This window comes from Micromonospora sp. Mcm103 (assembly GCF_024519755.1).
In the GTDB taxonomy this organism is placed as follows: domain Bacteria; phylum Actinomycetota; class Actinomycetes; order Mycobacteriales; family Micromonosporaceae; genus Micromonospora; species Micromonospora aurantiaca.
Map to the genome: position 1 here is coordinate 450,467 of NZ_JALJRJ010000003.1, position 21,625 is coordinate 472,091.

24 protein-coding genes are annotated in these 21,625 nt (G+C 73.8%); 9 read left to right on the top strand and 15 right to left on the bottom strand.

The window, feature by feature from the left end:
* Positions 1-32: 32 nt before the first annotated feature.
* The 7 genes from OC439_RS07045 to OC439_RS07075 all read right to left on the bottom strand — a co-directional run bounded on the left by OC439_RS07045 (position 33) and on the right by OC439_RS07075 (position 5,169).
* Positions 33-398, bottom strand: coding sequence for a DUF5994 family protein (locus tag OC439_RS07045; protein ID WP_262012727.1), 366 nt, complete (start codon positions 396-398; stop codon positions 33-35).
* On the bottom strand, positions 398-790 hold the full coding sequence (locus OC439_RS07050; RefSeq protein ID WP_262012728.1) for a LapA family protein: 393 nt from the start codon (positions 788-790) through the stop codon (positions 398-400). Before OC439_RS07050 ends, OC439_RS07045 begins: the two co-directional genes overlap by 1 nt.
* Before the next feature lie 166 nt (positions 791-956).
* Positions 957-1,709 (bottom strand): SigB/SigF/SigG family RNA polymerase sigma factor, encoded by a 753-nt coding sequence (locus tag OC439_RS07055; protein ID WP_262012729.1) that lies wholly within the window; start codon positions 1,707-1,709, stop codon positions 957-959.
* Positions 1,710-1,897: 188 nt separating this feature from the next.
* A complete protein-coding gene (locus tag OC439_RS07060; RefSeq protein WP_151010859.1) occupies positions 1,898-2,629 on the bottom strand; it encodes a GAF and ANTAR domain-containing protein in 732 nt (243 codons plus the stop codon).
* A gap of 141 nt (positions 2,630-2,770) precedes the next feature.
* Positions 2,771-2,989, bottom strand: a complete 219-nt coding sequence (locus OC439_RS07065) for a hypothetical protein (RefSeq protein WP_225319468.1) — start codon at positions 2,987-2,989, stop codon at positions 2,771-2,773.
* Positions 2,990-3,108: 119 nt separating this feature from the next.
* Positions 3,109-4,176, bottom strand: coding sequence for a DUF2855 family protein (locus tag OC439_RS07070; protein ID WP_262012730.1), 1,068 nt, complete (start codon positions 4,174-4,176; stop codon positions 3,109-3,111).
* A gap of 87 nt (positions 4,177-4,263) precedes the next feature.
* Complete coding sequence (locus tag OC439_RS07075; protein WP_262012731.1) at positions 4,264-5,169, bottom strand: oxidoreductase; 906 nt, start codon at positions 5,167-5,169, stop codon at positions 4,264-4,266.
* Positions 5,170-5,301: 132 nt separating this feature from the next.
* Here OC439_RS07075 and OC439_RS07080 point away from each other — a divergent pair, with 132 nt between their 5' ends.
* Positions 5,302-6,183 (top strand): helix-turn-helix transcriptional regulator, encoded by an 882-nt coding sequence (locus OC439_RS07080; protein ID WP_262012732.1) that lies wholly within the window; start codon positions 5,302-5,304, stop codon positions 6,181-6,183.
* A gap of 5 nt (positions 6,184-6,188) precedes the next feature.
* Here the strand turns inward: OC439_RS07080 and OC439_RS07085 are convergent, their stop codons facing one another.
* The gene (locus OC439_RS07085) at positions 6,189-6,665 is read right to left on the bottom strand and encodes a TspO/MBR family protein (RefSeq protein WP_151010867.1); all 477 of its coding nucleotides are present in this window, start codon (positions 6,663-6,665) and stop codon (positions 6,189-6,191) included.
* Between the two features lie 170 nt (positions 6,666-6,835).
* On the opposite strand from OC439_RS07085, the gene OC439_RS07090 reads away from it, so the two are divergent.
* From OC439_RS07090 to OC439_RS07100, 3 genes are all read left to right on the top strand, one after another.
* Positions 6,836-7,999, top strand: a complete 1,164-nt coding sequence (locus tag OC439_RS07090) for a peptidoglycan DD-metalloendopeptidase family protein (protein WP_262012733.1) — start codon at positions 6,836-6,838, stop codon at positions 7,997-7,999.
* Positions 8,000-8,167: 168 nt separating this feature from the next.
* Positions 8,168-8,965, top strand: coding sequence for a S1 family peptidase (locus OC439_RS07095; RefSeq protein WP_151010871.1), 798 nt, complete (start codon positions 8,168-8,170; stop codon positions 8,963-8,965).
* Between the two features lie 98 nt (positions 8,966-9,063).
* Complete coding sequence (locus tag OC439_RS07100) at positions 9,064-9,504, top strand: hypothetical protein (protein WP_262012734.1); 441 nt, start codon at positions 9,064-9,066, stop codon at positions 9,502-9,504.
* 7 nt (positions 9,505-9,511) lie between these two features.
* Here OC439_RS07100 and OC439_RS07105 read toward each other — a convergent pair whose 3' ends face one another.
* From OC439_RS07105 to OC439_RS07125, 5 genes are read right to left on the bottom strand one after another with little or no spacing between them, the layout of a single operon-like run.
* A complete protein-coding gene (locus OC439_RS07105; protein ID WP_262012735.1) occupies positions 9,512-10,222 on the bottom strand; it encodes an ABC transporter ATP-binding protein in 711 nt (236 codons plus the stop codon).
* Positions 10,219-11,187 (bottom strand): ABC transporter ATP-binding protein, encoded by a 969-nt coding sequence (locus OC439_RS07110; RefSeq protein ID WP_262012736.1) that lies wholly within the window; start codon positions 11,185-11,187, stop codon positions 10,219-10,221. Before OC439_RS07110 ends, OC439_RS07105 begins: the two co-directional genes overlap by 4 nt.
* Positions 11,184-12,050, bottom strand: coding sequence for an ABC transporter permease (locus OC439_RS07115; protein WP_151010877.1), 867 nt, complete (start codon positions 12,048-12,050; stop codon positions 11,184-11,186). The genes OC439_RS07110 and OC439_RS07115 overlap by 4 nt, the downstream gene beginning before the upstream one ends.
* Positions 12,043-13,047 carry an ABC transporter permease gene (locus OC439_RS07120; protein WP_262012737.1) on the bottom strand — a complete coding sequence of 335 codons (1,005 nt, stop codon included), beginning with the start codon at positions 13,045-13,047 and terminating at the stop codon, positions 12,043-12,045. Before OC439_RS07120 ends, OC439_RS07115 begins: the two co-directional genes overlap by 8 nt.
* The gene (locus OC439_RS07125) at positions 13,044-14,642 is read right to left on the bottom strand and encodes an ABC transporter substrate-binding protein (RefSeq protein WP_262012738.1); all 1,599 of its coding nucleotides are present in this window, start codon (positions 14,640-14,642) and stop codon (positions 13,044-13,046) included. Before OC439_RS07125 ends, OC439_RS07120 begins: the two co-directional genes overlap by 4 nt.
* Positions 14,643-14,845: 203 nt before the next feature.
* On the opposite strand from OC439_RS07125, the gene OC439_RS07130 reads away from it, so the two are divergent.
* A complete protein-coding gene (locus OC439_RS07130; protein WP_262012739.1) occupies positions 14,846-16,117 on the top strand; it encodes a PP2C family protein-serine/threonine phosphatase in 1,272 nt (423 codons plus the stop codon).
* Here OC439_RS07130 and OC439_RS07135 read toward each other — a convergent pair.
* Together OC439_RS07135 and OC439_RS07140 are read right to left on the bottom strand one after the other, a co-directional pair.
* Positions 16,100-16,450 carry an STAS domain-containing protein gene (locus OC439_RS07135; protein WP_315985914.1) on the bottom strand — a complete coding sequence of 117 codons (351 nt, stop codon included), beginning with the start codon at positions 16,448-16,450 and terminating at the stop codon, positions 16,100-16,102. The two genes, OC439_RS07130 and OC439_RS07135, sit on opposite strands and share 18 nt — an antisense overlap.
* A gap of 82 nt (positions 16,451-16,532) precedes the next feature.
* Positions 16,533-17,810 (bottom strand): MFS transporter, encoded by a 1,278-nt coding sequence (locus OC439_RS07140; protein WP_262012741.1) that lies wholly within the window; start codon positions 17,808-17,810, stop codon positions 16,533-16,535.
* Between the two features lie 108 nt (positions 17,811-17,918).
* Between OC439_RS07140 and OC439_RS07145 the strand changes: the two genes are divergently transcribed.
* The 4 genes from OC439_RS07145 to OC439_RS07160 form a co-directional block, all read left to right on the top strand.
* Entirely contained in the window at positions 17,919-19,337 is a 1,419-nt protein-coding gene (locus tag OC439_RS07145) for a PLP-dependent aminotransferase family protein (protein WP_262012742.1), read from the top strand.
* Positions 19,338-19,425: 88 nt separating this feature from the next.
* On the top strand, positions 19,426-19,935 hold the full coding sequence (locus tag OC439_RS07150; protein WP_262012743.1) for a SigE family RNA polymerase sigma factor: 510 nt from the start codon (positions 19,426-19,428) through the stop codon (positions 19,933-19,935).
* Entirely contained in the window at positions 19,932-20,768 is an 837-nt protein-coding gene (locus tag OC439_RS07155; RefSeq protein ID WP_262012744.1) for a hypothetical protein, read from the top strand. The genes OC439_RS07150 and OC439_RS07155 overlap by 4 nt, the downstream gene beginning before the upstream one ends.
* Positions 20,769-20,804: 36 nt before the next feature.
* The coding region (locus OC439_RS07160; RefSeq protein ID WP_262012745.1) for a mucoidy inhibitor MuiA family protein at positions 20,805-21,625 on the top strand (821 nt) is incomplete at its 3' end.

Sequence of the window (21,625 nt, forward strand, 5' to 3'; positions counted from 1 at the left end):
GGCCCGCCCCCGGGCCGGGCTGGTCCGGGCGTTCAGGCCCGGACCGGCGCTGTCACGGCCAGGTCGATCCGCAGATTCGGCGTGCCTGTCAGGATCACCCGCTCGGCGTCGAGGGTGGCGAACCAGCCCACCCGCACCACGGTGCCGCCGACACCGATCCGCGTCGGATGGCTGTCCCAGGCCGCCGGCGGAAGCATGACCCGTTCGATCACGCCGTCGCCTCGGGCGGCGAGCGCGGTGATCAGGCTGGACAGTTCGACGACCGGGTCTCGTGACGTGGGCCACCAACCGCCGTCGAACATCGCGCGGCTGGACGGTGGATCGGCCAGCCGCAGGCGTGCCGTCGGCAGGTCACTGGTGCAGACCCACGTCATGCGGTCCTGGGCTGAGCGGACCATCAGTTCCGTCCCTCTCGTACGCCGGCGTCCGGGTCGGTGCCGGCGAGGTCTGGACGGGTGCCGGGGGTGGCGCGGCGCCTGCGGGTCGCCAGCCGCAGCTGGATGACGCGTCGCGTGGTGGTCTGGACGGTCACCAGTAGCACGCCGAACACCGCGGCCAGCAACAGCGCGACCCCCATCGGGAGCTCCCCGCTCGCACCGAAGAAGTGCACGGTCGTGCGTTGACCGTTCTGCAGGATGAAGATCAGAAGCAGGAGCAGCACCACGGCGAAGGCCGTGATCGCGACCAGCGATCCCGGGGCGCGGACGCGCGGCACCGGACGGGGCCGGTTGTTGATCTCAGGTGTGGACCGCACGGTGGCGGAGCGGGTGGAGTCGGCGAACCTGGTCATGGTGGACCTCATCTCGGCGGTGGTGCGCGAACAACGCGAACCGGGAGCCGTCGGGGTCCGGGACGACATCCTGAGCCTACCCGCGGCCTGACCGATCGGTACGTCCAAGATGTCGGAACTACCCCTCTGGCCGAACACGTACCGTCAGAGCCCGGCCGGCGACCGCTCAGCGGAGCATCCCGGCTCTCAGCTGGGCCAGAGAGCGCGTCAGCAGCCTGGAGACGTGCATCTGCGACAGCCCGACCCGGGCGGCGATCTCTGCCTGGGTCAGGTCACCGTAGAACCGCATGGTCAGGATCCGACGTTCACGTAGGGGAAGCGCCGCGAGGAGCCCTCGGAGGGTGAGGTGGTCGTCCACTGCCGCGTATCCCGGATCGGCGGCGCCGACGTGTGCGATCCGCTCGACACCGTTGCCCCCGGGCCGTGGCTCGTTCACCGACTGCAGACGATAGAAGTCGAAGGCGGTGACGGCGGCCACGATCTGGGGGACAGTCACCTCCAGGTGGTCGGCGAGCTCTGCGTCGGTTGGTTCGCGACCGTGCCGCTGCCCGAGCTTGCTCCGCGCCTCCGGCACCCGGGCGCTCAGTTCCTGCATCGATCGCGGGGGCCGGATCGCCCAGGCCGAATCGCGGAAGTGTCGTCGGATGCCGCCGAGGATGGTCGGGATGGCGTAGCCGGCGAACGGCGCGCCCAGGTCGGTGTCGTAACCGTCGACGGCTTTGATCAGACCGAGCGCGCCGACCTGAGCCAGATCCTCGTATGACTCTCCGCGGCCGGTGTAGCGGCGGGCCAGCCGGTCCGCCATCGGCAGGTTCGCCTCGATGATCCGGGCTCGCAGCCGGGCCCGGTCGGGATCTTCGGGGCTCAGGGCCGCGCGTCGACGCAACAGTTGTTCACTCGCCCCCGTTGCCGGGGTCACTGTCGGAGGGGACGGCACGGCCGGCGGTGTCACGATTGTGGTGACCATTGTCCTGTGCCCCTAACGGGCTGGTGGCGGCGAGACTGGCGGCCACCGGGGACCCGGGCGACACCGTCACCGTACGCCTTCATTCCCCCGGCCGAAACCCGGGCGGCCCGGCGAAGCACCCTCAGGTGTCGAACCGGTCGTCAGTCGGACTTGTCGGCGACCGGTACCGGCGCGAGCTGCTCGGAGCCGTCGACGATCGCCTGGGCCAGTTCGGACAGCCGCCGGTTGCGGCTGCGGGCGCCGTCGCGCAACATCGCGAAGGCCTGGCCGACGTCCACCTGGAGGCGCTCGGCCAGAATGCCCTTGGCCTGTTCGATCAGCACACGGCTGTTCAGGGCGGTCTGCAGCTGCTCGGTGATGATGTCGCGCTCGTGGATGGCACGGTGTTGCAGCAGTCCGATGGTGGCCACGTCGGCGAGCGCCCGGGCTATGCGGAGCCTGCCCTGGTCGACAGCTCCCGGCCGGACGTCGAAGAGGCTCAGCGCGCCGATCACCTCGGAACGCAGGCGCATGGGCAGGGCGTGCACCCCAGCGAAGCCGACCTCGGCCGCGGCGGCGCTGAACCTCGGCCATCGGGCAGTGGTCAGGGTCAGGTCGGCGACCGACACCGGTTGCCCGGAGGTGAAGCAGTCGAGGCAGGGCCCCTGGCCGGTCTGGAGCTGGAACAGCTCCAGCAGCCGGGTGCGTTCGGAGGAGGCGGCGACCACCCGCAGCGTGGCGCGCTTGTCGGTCAGGAGCAGCCCGGCCGCCGACACATTCAGCAGCTCGACACACCTCTCGGTCAGCCCCTGCAGGAACTCGATCACGTCGAAGTCGTCGACGAGAGTGTCGGCCATCTCCACGAAGACGTCGGCCAGCTGGATCTCGGTCATTTCGGTCACCTCGCCGATCAGCGGTCCCGCAGTCGGACCGCCGAGCGGCGCGTCATCGCCCTGGCGGACCAGATGCACGTGGCGCCCGCCCACGACCCGATTCAGAGGTAGGTCTCTGCGTCCGTCACCCTGGATGACGGCCTAGCGCCGGGCGGGCGCGCCGGCCGACTCGCGAGCGGGGCGCGCCGCGGTGAACGGGCTCCGCAGGCGGGTCATGGATTCGGCGCTGATGTCCGCGATCGGACTGCGCTCGTCGTCGGTGGCCCCGAACCCTTCCGCGCGGAAGGGGTTCAGGGCGAACGTGTTGTCGGGCACGTGGTGCTCCAAGGAAATCTGCACGGCAGCGCTCGACTCAGTCATCGCGGCTGGGAAACCGTGGGAAAAGCAAGGGGTCGGCGATCAGCCGCCGGCACCCCGTTAGGGACAGCCTAGCGCGCATCGGCCGACCCGGCCCGTCACGGTCGATATCGGCGGCGTTCTCAGAGCTGGACGACGTGACCCACCCGGGGCGGCGTCCGGCCCGCGAGGACGTCGAGCCACGCGTCCCGCAGCGCCTCCGGGCCGGTGCCGACCCGCACGTCGAGCCATCCGCTCACTACCTGGGAGAACCGCTGCCAGGCGTCGGCGAAGCGTTCGTCGAGACCGGCCCGGCCCCAGTCCTGGCTCCGCTTGCGGATGCGCACCGGCGCGAAGAAGACCTCCCCGGCGGCGTCGGCGTTGGGCGTCTGCTGGGTCAGGCCGACGGCGATGTCCCGGACGAGCAGGTCGCCGAGGTGCGCCCGCAGGGCGGCGCGGGTCGCGGGTGAGCCGGACAGGTCGAGGTAGACGGTCGGAACGGCGTCGAGCGCGCCGATGTCGTCGTAGGAGAGGACGTCGTCGTAGCAGCCCAGCGATCGGGTGAAGGCGAGGTTCCCGGGCGAGGTGAGCCCGATCAGGCGCGGGCCGCGGCCGTGCAGCTCGAACGCGGCGGCGTACGCCGTCTTGCTCGACGCCGACGACAGCACCAGCGTCCGCGCGCCGTAGCCGTCCTCGTCGATCACCTGGTCGGCGAGCATGAACGAGGTGAAGAACAGCGGCCGGAACAGGATCAGCAGGTCCTCCTGCTCCGCGCGGTAGGCGGGGTCGCCGTCGGTGGCCCGGTAGGAGTTGTACGGCGAGGGCAGTTCGGCCCGGTGCGGGCTCGCGTCGCGGAACCCGGACGCGTCCACCCGGTCCGGGCGTACCACCAGGTGGCCTGCGGGCGGCAGGTAGCCGTAGACCCGTTGCCCCGGCTCGACGCCGGCCACCGTGGACGCGACGACCTCGGCGAAGCCCCACAGTGGCGGGAGCCCCCACCCGCCGTCGAGCCCGCGCGGCTGCGGCGGGAAGAACTCCCAGTAGCGCATCGCCTCGCCGAGCACCGCGTAGGTGACGTTGTTGGCGGTCAGGCCGACGCGGTCCACGCGCAGCAGCGCCTCCCCGTCGGCGAGGCCGGGCACGGCGCCGTCGACGAGCGTGGTGCGAGCGAGGTCGTCACGGGCCACAGCGAACGTCCACGAGTCAGCCATGGCCTGACGCTAGGCAGCGGCGAAACCGGAGACAAGTGCACTGGGAGTGCAAAATCCCACTCGGCCGCGTCGTTGCGCGCCGCCGGTTCAGAGGTAACGAACACCGGTCAGCTCCGCCGCCGCAGCCCAGATGCGCTTCCCGACGGCCGGGTCGGCGGCCTGCCGGCTCAGCCGCGCCTCGGTCACCGGGCCCCAGGTCTCGAAGAACCGGGACGGGCCGAAGAACTGGCCGCCGCGTACCTCCGGGTCGGTCGCGGCCCGCAACTGCGGAAGGACGCCCCGCTCGACCGGCTGGGTGGCGAGCAGGCCGAGCCGCCCGATCACCCGTCCCAGCCGGCCCCGGTGCTCCCAGGCACGCGGCGTGAGGTTGCTGCGGGTGAGACCGGGATGCGCCAGCGCGCTGACGACCGGCGACCCGGCCGCGCGCAGGCGGCGGTCCAGCTCGACGCCGAAGACCGTGGTGGCGAGCTTCGAGCGGCCGTACGCGGCAGAGGCCCGGTAGTCGCGCTCGGACATCAGGTCGCCGAAGTCGAGGCGCGCGTTCCGGTGGGTGAGGGAGCTGAGGCTCACCACCCGCGCCGCCCGCGCCCCGGCCAGGGCGTCCAGCAGCAGGCCGGTCAGCGCATAGGGGCCCAGCGTGTTGGTGGCGAACTGGAGCTCGAAGCCGTCGGCGGAGGTACGGCGCGGGCCGAGCAGCACCACACCGGCGTTGTTGACCAGCAGGTCGATCGTCGGATGGTCGGCGGTCAGCTTCGCGGCGAACGCGCGTACCGAATCGAGGCTTGCCAGGTCCAACTCGCGTACCTCGGTGTCGCCGCCGATGTGGCGGGCGGCCTGCCGGCCGGCGGCGGTGTTCCGCACGGCCAGCACGACGTGGGCGCCGCGGCGGGCCAACTCGGTGGCGGTGACCAGGCCGAGGCCCGAGTTCGCGCCGGTCACGACGGCGACCCGGCCGCGCTGGTCGGGGATGCGGTCGGCGGTCCATCCGGTCATCTGCTGCTCCTCCGGTGCGGGGTTCGCGTCCGGCGATGACGCTAGGAGCGATCCGGCCGGTCTCGGTCGTTCGCGGTTGCCTAGGTCCGCCGGACCTACCCTGGGCGCCCGGCGTCGCGGCAGACTGGCGGCATGAGCAGCCCGCATCCGTACGCCCGCGAGCTGGGCGCCTTCCTCCGCGCCCGGCGCGGCCGACTTCGCCCCCGCGACATCGGCCTGGAGCCGGGCGGCCGACGCAAGGTGACCGGCCTGCGGCGGGAGGAACTGGCCCTGCTGGCCGGGCTGAGCACCGACTACTACCAGCGGATGGAGCAGGGCCGGGAGGTACGCCCCTCGGACGACGTCCTGGACGCGATCGCCGGCGCCCTCGGTCTGGACGACACCGAACGCCGGCACCTGTTCACGCTGGCCCGGGCCGCCCGGCGGCCGGTGCCCGCGCGCGTCGAGCGCGGCCCGGAGCGGGTGCCGGACAGCACCCGGCGGCTGCTGCGGGTGATGGACACCCCGGCGGTCGTCCTCGGCCGGCATCTCGACCTGCTCGACTGGAATCCGATGGCGCAGGCGCTGCTCGGTGACCCGGCGGACCACCCGCCCGGCCGGCTCAACATGCTCCTGCTGATGTTCGACGACGCGCTGACCGGGGGACGGAACTGCCCGGACTGGGAGCGGCAGGCGCTGGACTACATCGGCATGATGCGCGCCGCCGTCGCCGACGACCCGACCCATCCCCGCGCCACGGCCGTCGTCGGCGAGCTGAGCATCCGTAGCGCGGAGTTCCGGCGGCTCTGGGCACGGCACGACGTCCGCGCCTCGGTGAACGGCACCAAGACGTTCCGGGTGCCCGGACTGGGGGACATCGTCCTGGACTGGGACACCTACCCGCTGCCGGGCAGTCCCGGCCCGGTCATACTCGTCTTCACCACCGAGCCGGGCAGCCCGGACGCCGACCGGCTACGGCTCCTGGCGTCGTGGCGTGCGACCCGCCCGGCGCCCGCCGACGTCCACCCGGCCTGATCCGGTCACCGCCCCCGGTTGAGGCCGACGATCGCGCCGTTGAGGGCGGTGGCGAAGAGGGTCCAGGCGACGTACGGGGCGAGTGCCGCCCCGGCGGGACGGTCGGTGCGCGCCGCGCGGCCCAGCAGCACGACGTTGGACACGTTGAGCGCGGCGATCTCGGCCAGCGCGGCTCCGGGCCTGCGGGCGCCGAAGAACAGGGCGCTCCAGCCGGCGTTGAGCGCCAGGTTGAGCGCGTAGCCGCGCGCGAAGGCGGCGCGCTCGGGCCCCTCGGAGCGGTCCAGCGCGCGGGCGCCGGCCACCGCGATCAACCCGTACAGCGGGGTCCAGACCAGGGGGAACGCGGCCGACGGCGGCTGCCAGGCGGGCTTGCGCAGGCGGCGGTACCAGCGCGACGAGGTGCCGGTGGAGGTGGCGGCGGCGCCCGCGGCGGCGGTCGCGGCGACTGCTGCCGCAGTCTTGACCAGGGTCGGTACTCGCATCCCGCTCATCTACCCGGTCGGCGGCGGATCAACCCGCCACCCACCGGAAGATCCACTTCCGGATACGCCCCGATGCACAGATCCTTCACCGTCGCGCCGAGAGTCGTAGATAACTTTCACGACCGTCGATAGCCTCTCAATCCAGTGACAGATGTCGATAAGGAGGCTCCATGCGACGGCTCATGCTCTCCTGCGCCCTGGCGGCCATCGGCGCCTGGGCGGCAGCCCCGGCGCCAGCGACCGCCGCCCCTCGCCCGGCACCGGGCCCCGTCGCCGACGCCGTGACCGCGAAGCTTCTCGGCTCGGCCGGCTCGGCCACCGCCCGCGCGGCGGACGCGCAGCAGGCCCGGATCACCGTCACCCGCACGAACGGCCGGTGGGCCTTCGGCACCGCGGTGCTGCTGGCCGACCGGTCCGAGGACGCGCACCCCACCGGATCGGTCTTCCTCGCCCGGTCCGACAGCAAGGGCTGGACCGTCGCCTTCGACGGCGAGGCGTCGTTCGGTGACCTGGCCGCCGCGTCACCGCTGGTGAGCGAGAACGAGAAGGCCGTGTTCCGCACGCCGGTGGCGCCACTGGCCGCGGGCGGGGACTTCCGCACCGGCATGGCGCTGCCGTTCGCGGTCGGGCAGACGTGGACGCTGACCTCCGGGCCGCACGGCTGGGGCGGGGCGGCCGCGCCGTGGAGTTCGGTCGACCTCGCCGGTGGCGACCAGGTGGTCCGGGCCGCGCGGGCCGGTACGGCGTACACGATGTGCACCGGGTGGATCCGGGTCATCCACGACCGGGGCTACTCGACCGACTACTACCACCTGTGGAACAGCATCTCCGTCAACGGCGCCGCCGTCGCGCAGGGCGCGTACCTCGGCAACACCGGCACCGACGTCACCTGCGGCGGCTCCGCCACGGGCCGGCACGTGCACTTCGGGCTGCGGCAGAACTCGGCGTACGTGCCGATCGCCGGGCACGGCATCGGCAAGTGGGACTTCGTCAGCGGCGCGGCCGCGTACCAGGGTGGCGCCCGGCACGGATCCGCCTACGTCGGCGGGGGTGGCGGCGTCTACAACTACGGCGCGCTCGGCTTCAACCAGGGAGTCGTCGACGCCAACGGCGGTGGCACGCTGACCCGGCGCTCCGGCCCCGGCACGGGGTACGGCGCGGTCGGATCGATAGCGGACGGGGCCACCGTCACCGTCTCCTGCTCCGCCAACGGCACCTCGCACACCGGCCGGTACGGCACCACGGCGCTGTGGGACCGGCTCAGCGACGGAAGCTGGGTGTCCGACGCCTACCTCTCCACCGGGGTCAACGGGCCGATCAACGGCTGGTGCTGACCACGCGGGCGACACGTGCCGGCGCCGGACACGGCGTCGGCACGCGCGGCGTATGACGCAGACGGGATGCCCGCATCCATTGCCGTTCATCGATGCCTGCCCATAGGCTCCCTGCCACCGCGAGTGCGGCCCGGCGGGGCGGCACAGCGTCGATGTCTGGAGGGAACCATGGTCCGTTGGCGCAGATTCCTCGGCCGGATGGCGGCCGTTCTGGCAGTGGTCACCGCGGGAGCGGTCACCGCGGTGGCGCCCGCCGCAGCGGCACCGGCCGGGGACATGACGCCGTACGTCGTCGGCGGCACCCGGGCCGCGCAGGGCGAGTTCCCGTTCATGGTCCGGCTCTCGATGGGCTGCGGCGGAGCGCTCTACAGCCCGCGACTGGTCCTCACCGCCGCGCACTGCGTCGGCCGTACCGGCGCCAACACCAGCATCACCGCGACGCTGGGCGTGGTGGACCTCCAGTCCTCCAGCCGGATCCAGGTCCGCTCCAACTACGTCTACCGGGCCCCCGGCTACAACGGCAACGGTGACGACTGGGCGCTGATCCGGCTCGCCACCCCGGTCACCTCGCTCGCCACGCTCAAGATCGCCACCAGCACTGCGTACGACAACGGCACGTTCACGGTGGCGGGCTGGGGCGCCGCGCGGGAGGGCGGCGCGCAGCAGCGCTACCTGCTCAAGGCCACGGTGCCGTTCGTCGACGACACCACCTGCAACCGCTACTACGGCGGCGACGTGATCCCCAGCGAGGAGATCTGCGCCGGTTACGCCAGCGGCGGTGTCGACACCTGCCAGGGTGACTCGGGTGGCCCGATGTTCCGCCCGGACGCCGCCGGCGCCTGGATCCAGGTGGGCATCGTGAGCTGGGGCAACGGGTGCGCCCGCCCCAACTACCCCGGCGTCTACACCCAGGTCAGCACGTTCGCCTCGGCGATCCAGTCCGCCGCCACGAGCCTCGGCGGCTGACCGCGCACGGCGCGGTGGCCCGGTCGCGGCGAAGCGGCCGGGCCACCGCCACGTCCACGCGGATCCGCCGGTGACGGTGACTGCTACCTTCCGGACGCATGGACGACTCCCCTCGCTGGTACCGCCCGGCCCCCGACGTGCTGCTCACGGTCGGCAGCGCCACCGCGCTGCTCGGCTACCTGATCCCGTGGTTCCGCGCCAGCCGCCTTCACCAGTGGTCGTACTCGGGCTGGGCCTACCTGGAGACCGAGGGCGGCTGGACCTGGCTGGTCGTGGTGTCCCTGGTGATCGCCGTCCTCGCCGGCCTCTGGGCCGGGCGGAGCGTGGCGTGCGCCAAGCTCGCGGTCGGCGCGGCGGTGGCCGGGATGTTCCTCGCCAGTGCGGTGGTCGCGGTGAGCCTGGGCGCACTGCCGGAGCGCGACAGCATCAACTGGGTCGGTGAGCTGCCGTTCGAGATGGGGATGCCGCTCATGGCGGTCGGATTCGGGGCGGTCGTCGCCGGGGCGCTGGGCACCGTACGCCGCCCGGTCGAGGAGTGACGCGACGTCACGCCGCCGGCAGGTCCACCACCCGGGTGGCCCAGCGGGCCATCAGTGCCGGATCGTGGGTGATGACCAGGACCCCGGCGGAGTGCCGGCGCTGGTAGTCGGTGACGACGGCGGCGACGTGCGCCTGGGTGGACGCGTCGAGCATCGCGGTGGCCTCGTCGCAGAGCAGGTAGTCCGGCCGGTGGACCAGGGCGCGGGCCAGGCAGGCGCGTTGCAGTTGCCCGTCGCTCACCGCGTGCGGGCGGCGGGTGAGCAGGTCGGGGGTCAGGCCGGCCAGGTCGGCCAGTTCCGCCGTACGGGCCGCCGCCTGCTCGCGCGGTGTGCCGGTGGCGCGCAGCGGCTCGGCGATGATGTCGGCGAGGCTGAGCCGCGGGTCGGTGGCGGCGCGCGGGCTCTGGAACAGGATCGCGACGCGGGTGCGCAGTTCCGCCGGCAGGCGGTGGCGGACGCCACCGAGCGGCCGCCCGTCGATCGTGACGTGACCGCTGTCCGGGGCGTGCAGCAGGGCGAGGACGCGGGCGAGAGTGGACTTGCCGCTGCCCGAAGGGCCGCGCAGCCCGACCGTCTCGCCGGGGGCGACGTGCAGGTCGACCCGGTCGAGGACGCGCTGCCCGCCGTACGCGACGGAGACCTGGTGCGCGGCGAGCCCGCCGGCCGGCGCGTCGCCCGGGGCGGCGGCGTCGGTGGCGCCGGGAACCGTGATCGTCATGCCGGTACCTCCTCGCGCAGCGGGTGGTGACAGGCGACCCGGCCCGCGCCGTCGGCGGCGAGGCGGGGCAGCGTGTCGCAGGTGCCGGTGGCGCGGGCGCAGCGCGGGGCGAAGGCGCAGCCGCCGGGCAGGTCGGTGAGCGTTGGCGGGTGCCCCGGCACCGGAACGAAGGCGCGGTCGGGCAGGGCGTCGAGCAGACCGGCGGTGTACGGGTGGGCCGGGCCGTCGAACAGCGCCTCGGTGGGGCGGTGTTCGACGATGCGGCTGGCGTACATCACGGCGACGGTGTCCGCGACGCGGCGCGCGGCGGCCAGGTCGTGCGTGATGAGCAGGACGGCGGCGCCGGTGTCGCAGCGGCGGCGCAGCAGGTCCAGCGTGTGGTCGACGAGCGGCCGGTCGAGGCCGGTGGTGGGTTCGTCGGCGAGCAGCACCGGCGGGTCGGGCGCGAGCGCGAGCGCGGTGGCGAGCCGCTGGGCCATGCCGCCGGACAGCTCGTGCGGGTACCGGTTCAGGTCGGCCGGGTCGAGGCCGACGTCGGCGGCGACCCGGTCGGCGGCGGCGGGCGCGTCGCGGCGGCTGTGCCCGTGGGCGCGCAGCGTCTCCTCCAGCAGCTTCCGCCCGGTACGCACCGGGGTGAGCGCGGTGGCGGGGCTCTGCGGGACGAGGCCGACGCCCCGGCCGCGTACGTGCCGGGCGAGGTGCCGCTCCCCCGCGCCGATCAGGTCGACCTCGTGGCGTCCCGGCGCGTGCAGGCGGGCCTGCCCGGTGACAGTGGCGTTGCCTGGCAGCAGGCCGAGCAGGGCGTGCGCGAGGACCGACTTGCCGCACCCGGACTCGCCGACCACCGCGAGCAGTTCGCCGGGCCGCAGCGTGAGGCTCAGGTCGGTCACGGCGTGCACGACGGCGTCGCGCAGCCGGAAGCGGACGGTCAGCCCGTCGACGGTCAGCAGCGCCGGGGCGGTCACAGGTGCAGCTCCGCTCGTACGCGCGGGTCGAGGCGGTCGCGCCACCGGCCGGTGAGCACGGCGAGTGCCAGCGTTGCGGCCACGAGCAGGAGACCGGGGACGATGCTGGCCCACCAGGCGCCGGTGAGCAGCGACCGCTGCCCGTCGTTGATCATGTTGCCGATCGAGGCGAGGTGCGGGGGCAGGCCGAGGCCGAGGAAGGACAGCGCGGTCTCGTGCCAGACGGCGTGCGGCACCATGAGCGTGGTCGCCAGCGCCAGGCGGGGCAGCACGTGCGGCAGCAGGTGCCGGGTGAGCACCCGGACGCGCCCGGCGCCACCGGAGATCGCGGCGTCGACGAACGGCCGGTTGCGCAGGCTGAGCAGTTCCGACCGGACGATCCGGGCGGTGGAGAGCCAGTGCGTCAGCGCGATGGAGGCGATCACCGCGCCCAGGCTGGGGCGCAGCATCGCCACGATGAAGATGCCCAGCAGCAGGTGCGGCAGCGCGGCGACGGTGTCCACGACGCGCATGAGCGCCCGGTCCACCCAGCCGCCGACGCTGCCCGCGACGGCGCCGACCAGGCCGCCGACGACCGCCGCGACGAGCGCGGCGACCGCGCCGACGAGCAGCGAGACGCGCAGGCCGTAGAGGCTGCGCAGAGCCACGTCGCGGCCGAGGTCGTCGGTGCCGGCCAGGTGGTCGGGCGAGGGCGCGAGCCGGGTACGGGAGAGGTCGACGGCGCTCTGGTCCAGCGGCCACAGAACCGGGGCGAGCAGCGCGGCGGCGACGACACCGGTGAGCACGACGACGGCGACTGTCGTGCCGGCGCTGCCGGGACGCCACATGCGCCGGACGCGCGCGGGAAGGGCGAGATCAGTCATCGAGGCGTACCCGGGGGTCGGCGGCGGCGTAGGCGAGGTCGGTGAGCAGGTTCGCGGTCAGCACCACGACGGTGGTGACCAGGGTCGTGGCCGCGAGCAGCGGGAAGTCGGCGCCCAGCGCGGCCTCGACGGTGACCGCGCCGAGGCCGGGCAGGGAGAACACGGTCTCCACCAGGACGGCGCCGCCGACGAGTTCGGGCAGGTGCGTGCCGACCAGGGTGAGGAACGGCAGCAGCGCGGTACGCAGCGCGTGTCCGAACAGGACGACCCGGCCGGGGAGCCCGCGGGCGCGGGCGGCCAGGACGTGGTCGTCGCGCAGGCTCTCGGCGACCGCGTCGCGGACGAACAGCACGAACCACGGCGCCTGGGAGATCGCCAGCACTGTCACCGGGAGCACCAGGTGCCGGGCCACGTCGGCCGGGTCGGTGCTCGTGGCGGTGATGTCGGTGAGCCCGCCGGCGGGCAGCCAGCCGAGGCTGAGCGCGAACACGGCGATCGCCGCGAGGCCGATCCAGAACACCGGCATGGACTGCACGGCGTACGCGACGGCGCGCAGCGCCCTGTCGAACCAGCCGCCACGCCGGTACGCGGCCAGCGTGCCCAGCAGCACGCTCGCCACCAGCACCAGGGCGAGCGCGGTGCCGACGAGCAGCAGCGTCCACCCGGCCCGGGAGGCCAGCACCGAGGTGACCGGCTCGTGCCGGCTCGTCGACCAGCCGAGGTCGCCGCTCAGCAGGTTGCCGACCCAGCGGGCGTACTGCACCGGCAGCGGATCGTCGACACCCCAGTTGGCGCGGATCTGCGCGAGGTTCTCCTCACTGGTGGTGAACGCCGCCGCGCCCGCGTACTGCTGGGCCGGGTCGATCGGGGAGGCGGCGCCGAGGGCGAACATGCCCATGCTGGTCGCGGCCAGCACCGGTACGGCGACCAGCAGCCGCCGCCGGACCACGGCGCTGGCCCCGGCCGGCCGCCGCCGGCCCGTCACCGGCGCCGTCACGACGTCTTCGTCCAGGTGTGCACGTTCCACCAGATGCTGTTGGCGACGTCGTGCTCGTGCGGCTCGACCCGCGGCGTCACCCCGGTCACGCCGCCCTTCACCACGTAGGTGTGCTGGAGGTAGGTGAGGAACACCCACGGCACGTCGGCGGCGAGCTGCTTCTGGAACGTGGCGTACGCGGCCTTGCGGGCGGCCGGGTCGGCGTTGTCCCGGCCGTCCTGCAACGCGGCGTCGGTGACCGCCGAGCGGTACGAGCCGGGGTTGAAGAAGCCCTGCCCGGCGAAGGCCGAGCTGAACAGCTTGTAGGAGACGAAGTCCGGGTCGTACGGCGTGCCGTAGCCCATCATCAGCGCGTCGCGCTTCATTCGCGGCGTGATCGCGTCCCAGGTCAGGCCCTCCGGCGTGACCCTGATGCCGACCTTCTTCGCGTCGGCGGTGACGGCGAGCGCCAGTTCCTTGCGCAGGCTGTCGGTGGCCGGGTACAGGAGCGCGAACGCGGCCGGCCGCCCGTCCTTGACCCGGATGCCGTCCGGGCCGGGCTTCCACCCGGCGGCGTCCAGCGCGGCGGTCGCGGCGGCGGTGTCGGCGGCGGGACTGCCGGCGATCGACGGCTCGTCGTATTCCGAGGTGGGTGGCACCGGCCCGAACGCGGGCTCGCCCGCACCGCCGAGCACACCCGTCACCATGGCCTGCCGGTCCACCGCGACGTTCAGCGCCTGCCGGATCGCGAGGTCGCCGGTGACCGGGTTGCCCATCGGCAGCATGACGCCCCGGTAGTCGGCGGTCGGCACCTTGTGCACCCGGTAGCCGTTCCGGTTCTCGAACCCGGAGGCGAGCTTCGGCGCCAGCTCCGCCGCGTCGAACTCACCGGCCCGCATCCGCTGGGCCCGGACGTTGTCGTCGGCGACGAACGCCACCACCACGCCGGAGTTCGCCGGCTTGCCGTCCCAGTACGTCTCGTTCGCCGCGAGCACGAGCCGGTCACCCGGGGTCCAGGAGGTGAACCGGTACGGGCCGGTGCCGACCGGCTTGCGGTTGAACGCGGCCTTGTTGACGTCCTGCCCGGCGAACGCCTTCGCCGGGACGATCCCCAGCGCCAGCCGTTGCAGGAACGGCGCGTACGCGTACTTGAGCGTGAACACCACTGTCGCCGGGTCGGGCGCGGTGACGGAGGCGAGCATGTCCAGATCGGACCGAAGCGTGGAGTCGACTCTCGGGTCGAGCACCGCCTGGTAGGTGAACACCACGTCCTGGGCGGTCAGCGGGCTGCCGTCGTGGAACAGCACCCCCTCGCGCAGCTTCGCGGTGACCGTCTTCCCGTCCGCCGAGACGGTGGGCAGTTCGCGGGCCAGGGCGGGCACCAGCTCGTTGCGGGCGTCCCGGGCGACCAGCCCGTCGAAGATCAGCGAGGCGCCGTCGACGCCGTAGTTGAGCACCGGGTTGAGCGTGTCCGGCTCGCCCGCGGTGGCGACCACCACTGTGCCGGTATCGCTCGTGCCGCGGGTCGACGCCGAGGGCGACGAACAGCCGGCGGCGGCGAGCAGCGCGGCGGTGAGCACCGCGGCCACGCGTACGGGCTTGGGTCTGATCGCCACCGGCAACCCCTCGAACACTCGTCTGCGGATGGCAGCGGGCGGGCGCTCCGGCGAGGATCGATCATCGCGTGCCGGAGCGCCCACTACCGCCACTATTCGGTAGTTGCCAACTATATGCAATAACCTCTGATCGATGACCGCGACCCGCCGCCCCCGGTGTCGCTCGCGAGGCGGCCGTCCGGCGGGCTGAATATGCTCACGAGGTGAAGGGCAGCGAGCAGGCGATGCTGGCCGAGATGTTGCAGTCGGCCGAGGACGCCGCCCCGGTGGAGGCGGTCGAGGCCGTCACCGGCGTCATCGCCACGGCGCTGAACGCGCTCGGCGTCTCGCTGCTGATCGCCGACCTCAGCGGCCGTGCGCTGGTCCGGCTGACCCACCAGCCGGCCGGTGGCGGTCCCGGCCGGCGCCACGACGAGGAGGACGCCGAGGTCCTCCCCTTCGACGGTGGGCCCTACGAGCAGGCACTACGTCAGCAGGCCCCGGCGGTCATCCCCGGCGACGGCACCTGGACCGTGCTGGCGCCGGTCACCGACCGCGGTGAGGCGATCGGCCTGCTGGAGATCGACCTGCCCGACGAGCCGGACGACGACGTGGTGGGCCGGATCGCCCGCACCGCGCTCGCGCTGGCGTTCGTGGTCATCGCCAACCGCAGGCACACCGACCTGTTCGAGTGGGGGCAGCGCACCACACCGTTCAGCCTCTCCGCCGAGATCCAGCGTCGCCTGCTGCCCGCCTCGTTCACCTGCGAGGCCAACTCCTTCGCCCTCTCCGGGTGGCTGGAACCCGCGGCGAGCGTCGGCGGGGACACCTTCGACTACACCCTGGCACGAGACGTCCTGCATCTCAGCGTCACCGACGCCATGGGCCACGGCGTGGCGAGCGCGCTCACCGCCACCCTCGGCGTCGGCAGCCTGCGCAACACACGGCGGCGCGGCGGCAGCCTGATCGTCCAGGCCGAGGAGGCCAACCGGGCCGTCGCGGAGCACGCCAACGTACGCGGCGCGTACCTCACCGCCGTGCTGGGCCGCATCGACCTGACCACCGGTCGCTGCGAACTGCTGAACGCCGGGCACGTACCGCCGATACTGGTCCGGGACGGCCGGGTCGCACCGGTGGACCTGCCGGGCAACTTCCCACTCGGCATGTTCCCCGACGAGGGCTACCGCAGCGCGGAACTGCCGCTGCGGCCCGGCGACCGGCTGGTGGTGGTCACCGACGGCATGCGCGAACGCAACGCCGCCGACCTCGACCTGCCCCGCGCCCTGCTCGGCATCGCCCACCTGCATCCCCGCGAGGCGGTGCGGGCGCTGTCCGACGCGGTGCTGGAGATCGCCGGGCCGGCGCTGGCCGACGACGCCACCCTGCTCGTCATCGACTGGTACGGCGACCACGGGCCCCGGCGCAGCACCGCCGGCGCCGACCTCGCCCGCGCGAGCGGTCAACCCGTCGAGGGGCGCTCACGGCACCAGCGGTGATGCGTCCTCCGCCTCCGCCACCGTGTCGAACAACGGGATCACCCGGTCCACCGAGGTGATCGAGAAGACCCGGCGCACGGACGCGCGGACGCCGGCCAGACCGAGCCAGCCGTCCCGCTCCCGCAGGCTCTTGTAGCCGACCACGAGCGCGCCCAGGCCACTGGAGTCCATGAACCCGACCCCGGCCAGATCGACGACGACGACCCGGGCGCCGCCCTCCGTCAGCTCGTACAGCCGGTCGCGCAGCTGCGGGGTGGTGCTCATGTCCAGGTCACCGGCGACTTCGATCACCGTGCCGACACGCCCCTGCCTGCTCGTCGCCGAGAACTCCACCACTCCCCCTCAACCGCGCACCTCGCTACCCGCCACCGTGCCAGAAACCGGCCCCTACCGCCTCCCGGGGGCACGCGTCGGCTCAGCGGTCTTCCCGGGAAGTGGTGGAGGACACCTCGGTGCCGGTCCGCCGCACCGGAGCGGGGATCCGCACCGCGGCGGCGGCCCGGCGGCGCTCGGCGAGGCGTACCGCCGGCCGCATGGCCAGGCCGGCGACCACGAACAGCCCGCCGAGCACCAGCCAGCCCGGGGTGCCCCAGCCGAGCAGCAGCGAGGTCAGCAGCACCGGGCCGAGCATCCGGGCGAGCTGCGGCGCCATGCCGAAGAAGCCCTGGTACTGCCCCTGCCGGTCGGGGCGGGCCAGGGTGAAGCCGACCTCCCAGCCGCTGGCCGCCTGCACCATCTCGCCGAACACCTGCACCAGTGCCGCGCCCAGCAGCACCGCCGAGGCCACCCACGCGCCGCCGACCATCCCGGAGACCGCGTACGCGCCGCAGGCGACAAGCAGCACCCAACCGGCGTGCCCGCTGGCCCGCGCCGCCGTGCCCGGATCGGTCACCCGGCGGGCCACCCGGACCTGCCACAGCACCACGCACAGCATGTTCACGGTGAGCACGATCGCGCCCATCGGCGCCGGGGCGTCGGTCCGTTCGGCGATCCACAGTGGCAACGCCAGGCTGAGCAGCGGCATGTTCAGGCACATCACCGCGTTCAGCAGCGTGATCAGCGCGTACGGGCGGTCGCGCAGCACGGCCAGCCGTCCCGGCTCGGGTCCGGCCGGAACCGGCGCCGCCGCCTCGGGCAGCCGGCGCACCAGCAGGGCGGCGGCCAGGAAGCTCGCCGCGTCGAGCGCGAAGGCGGACAGGTACGCCGGGTGGCTGTCCGCCCAGAGCACGAGCGCGCCCAGCCCGGCCCCGGCGGCCAGGCCGGCGTTCGAGATCGACTGCAACCGGGCCCGTACCGCCGTGCGCCGCGTGCGCTCGATCAGCCCGACCAGCAGTGCCTGCCGGCTGGCGGTGAGCCCGGCCTGGCAGGCGGCGTAGCAACAGGCGAGCAGCACGAACAGCGGGAAGGAACGGATCACGAGGAAGCCGCTGAGTGCGGCGGCGGTGGCGACGGCGAAGACGACTGTCATCCGCCGCGCGCCGTAGCGGTCTGCCGACTGGCCGGCGGGCACCCCGGCGAGGATGCCCGTCGACCAGCCCACGGTGAGGGCGATCCCGACCTGCGCCGGGGAGAGCCCGACCACCCGGATGAAGAACAGCGCCGAGCAGGCGTAGAACGCGCCGTCACCCACCGAGTTCGCGAGCTGGGCCAGGGCCAGCACCCGGACCCGGCGGCCGGTGTCGACATCGGTCATTGCTCGTCCCCCGTTCGCCGTGCTCCTTCCTCCATCCAAGACCTGCGGATTGGCTCGCAGAAGCGCCGATTCCAGGCGATGTGATTGGGCCAATGTAGTGTCGTCGCCGTGGATGTCCACGTCAGCCTGGCCGGTCCCGGCGACCGCGCCACCCGGATCCACAGGCAGTTGCTGGAGGCGATCCTGGACGGCCGGCTGCGGCCCGGCGAGCGGCTTCCACCCACCCGCGAACTGGCCCGGCGGCTCGACGTCTCCCGCAACACGGTCGCCGTCGCCTACGAGCGGCTGACCGCCGAGGGCCTGCTCACCGCCCGGGTCGGCGCGGGGACGTTCGTCGCCGGCGAGCCGGTCGCCCGCGCCCGGCCCCGTCCCGCGCCGGCCGGTGGGGTACGCCCCCGCGCGTTCTGGGCGTCCGCCGAGCCGGCGCCCACCGCCGCGCCCCGGCCGGGCCACGACTTCCGGGCCGGCACCCCTGATACCGGGCTGTTCCCGCTGGCCACCTGGCGGCGGCTGGTCGCCGGGGAACTGCGTACCGCGACGATCCGGGGCGGCTACGCCGACCCGGCCGGGCACCGGGGCCTCCGTACCGCCGTCGCCCGGTACGTGGGTCTCGCCCGCGCGGTACGGGCCGGGCCCGACGACGTCGTCGTCACCCACGGCGCGCAGCAGGCGCTGGACCTGATCGCCCGGGTGATGCTCGAACCGGGCGACCGGGTGGCCATCGAGGATCCCGGCTATCCCCCGGCCCGGCGGCTGTTCGCCGGCCACGGCGCGCGGGTCGTGCCGGTGCCGGTCGACGACGAGGGCATCGACGTACGCGCGCTACCAGGCGACGCGCGGCTGGTCTACGTCACCCCGTCGCACCAGTTCCCGCTGGGCGTCCGGATGTCCCCGGCCCGCCGGGCGGCGCTGCTGGACTGGGCGACGACCCGGGACGCGGTGATCGTCGAGGACGACTACGACACCGAGTTCCGCTTCTCGGCGCGCCCGCTGGACCCGTTGCAGACGCTGGACCGGGCCGGGAAGGTGGTCTACGTCGGCACGTTTTCCAAGACCCTGCTGCCCATGCTGCGCCTCGGGTTCCTGGTCGCCCCCGCCTCGCTGCGCCCGGCGCTGCTGTCCGCCCGGCAGCTCACCGACTGGCACGGCGACCACACCACGCAGGCCGCGCTGGCCCGGTTCATCGACTCCGGCGAACTGGCCCGGCACATCCGCAAGGCGACCCGGGTGTACGCCGAGCGGCGCGACCTGATCGATGCCGCGCTGCGCTCCGACCTCGCCGGCTGGCTCGACCCGGTGCCGTCCACAGCGGGCCTGCACCTGTGCGCGCGGCTGCGCCCGGAGGCCGGCGTCGACCTGCCGGCCGTCGTCGCCCGGGCGGCCGAGGCCGGCGTCACCGTACGCGAGATCGCCGGCTACCAGGCGGGGCCGCCCGGCCCGGCCGGTCTGGTGCTCGGCTACGGCGCCGTCGCCACCGCCGACGTACCCGAAGGGCTCCGGTTGCTCGCGCGGAGCTTCCGCGGCTGACCGGCGGCGGCGCAGATTCGCCTCGCCCTCCGAGCAACCCCGGGAGCCACACATGGCGTGACTATCCCGAATCCGATCGGAGGTCCGAATGAGTGATCGCGACACGGCGTTCGCGGAGTACTTCTCGGCGAGGCACCACGCCATGCGCGCCACCGCGTATCTGCTCTGCGGTGACTGGCACCGCGCGGAGGACCTGGTCCAGACCGGGTTCACCAAGCTGTACCTGGTCTGGAACCGGATCGCCCGGCACGAGGCGCTCGACTCCTACCTGCGCCAGATCATCGTGAGGTCCTTCCTCGACGAACGGCGGCGGGGCTGGTGGCGACGGGAACGGGTGGGCACGCCCGACGCCGATCCGCCGGTGCCGGCGAGTCCGCACGAGGACCGGCTCGTGCTGCTCCAGGCGCTGGCCGCCGTACCGCCCCGGCAGCGGGCCGTCCTGGTCCTCCGCTACTGGGAGGACCTGCCGATCGACGAGGTGGCGGCGCTGCTGAACTGCTCGCCGGGAACGGTGAAGAGCCAGTCCGCCCGCGGACTGGACACGTTGCGCGGCCTCCTGTCACCCATGCACTCGACGAGCGAGAAGGGGCAACGATGAACGGAGACCAGCTGCGCGAGGCGCTTCGCGACGAGATGCGCGGCGTCGCCGCGCCACCGCGACCGAGCACGGACGCCATGCTCCGGACCGCGCGGCGGGCCCGCAACCGGCGCCGGGTCGTCCAGGCGTGCGCCGGGTCGGCGACGGCCGTACTCGCCGTCGTGGGTGTCGTGGCCCTCGCCACCCCCGACGGCGGCGACCGGCGCCCGCCGGCCGCGCTGCCGCAGGCCGCCCCGCCGCCGTCGGCGGACACGAGCGCCGAGCCGATGCCGACCGGGCCCGACGGCCTGCCGCAGGAGGACCGCACCGCGCGGGCGGGCACCCGGTACGACCAGGCCGCCCTGCTGCTCGACCGGCTCGTCACAGTGGTGCCCGCCGGGTACACCGCCGAGAAGACCGTCTCCACCGAGACCGGGAAGGAGACGCTCGGCACCCATCAGGCGGACTTCACCGGACGGGCAGGCGGCGTCGAGCTGTGGAGCTACCTGGCCTCGGTCGACGTGGCGAAGGGGACGTGGAAGGGGCGCCTGCTCACCGAGGTGCACACCGCGGGCAACGTGCTGCCGTCCGAACCGTGTGCCCTGGCGCGCGAGTTCTGGGGCATGGGGGGCGAGTGCCAGCCGGTGACGGTCGGCGACGCGACTGTGGGCGTGGTGGTCCGGCCCGGCGCGGACGACCGGTTCGACCAGTGGGCCGCCTACCGGCACCCCGACGGCGTGGTGGTCTTCGTCGCGCAGGGCGCGTACGACAGGCAGGCGCCCGCGTCCCCGCTGCCGTTCACCGCGCGCGACCTGGCCGCTGTCGCCGTCGACGAGCGGCTCCATCTGCGGTAGCCCCGCCGCGGGCGCGGCTGAACTACCCTCGCCGCCGTGGACACAGTGGAGATCGATGCGCCCGTCGCCGGCGTGACCGTCTACCCGGACCGCGCCCGGGTCACCCGCCGCGGCCGCGTCCGGCTGACCGCCGGCGACCACCGGGTACGCGTCGCCCCGCTCCCGCTGGGCCTGCGCCGGGACTCGATCCGGGTGGGTGGCCGGGGCGCGGTGACGGTGCTCGGGGTGGACGTGGCCGCGTGGCGGCAGGCCCGCAGCACCGACGCCCAGGTCGTCGAGCTGGAACGGCGGCGGCGCGACCTGGCCGACGAGCTGGCCGAGGTCGGCGACACCGACGCGATCGAGGACCAGCGCGGCGATTTCCTCACCCGGCTGGCCGAGCGCGCGGGTGGCACGTACGCCCGGGCGCTGGCCGCAGGTGACGCGGCCCCGGCCGACGTCGCGGCCTTCACCGACTCGGTGGCCGGTCAGCTCGCCGAGTCCCGGGCCCGGCGGCGCGGGCTGACCCGGCGCCGCGCCGAGCTGGCGGAGGAGCTGGCCGCCGTCGACCGGGAGCTGGACGCGGCGCGCGGCAAGCGGGAGCCGGACCGGCTGGCCGCCGAGGTGTCCGTCTCGGTGGACGCCGACGAGACCGAGGTGGAGCTGGAGCTGACGTACCTGGTGGACGGCGCCCGCTGGACGCCCTCCTACGACCTGCGGCTGGTCGAGGACACCATGACCGTCACCTGGTTCGGGCTGGTCAGCCAGGGCACCGGGGAGGACTGGCCGGAGTGCGAACTCCAGCTCTCCACCGCCCGGCCGGCGGCGGCGAGCGGCGTACCCGAATTGTCGCCCTGGTATCTCGACCGGTTCCGGCC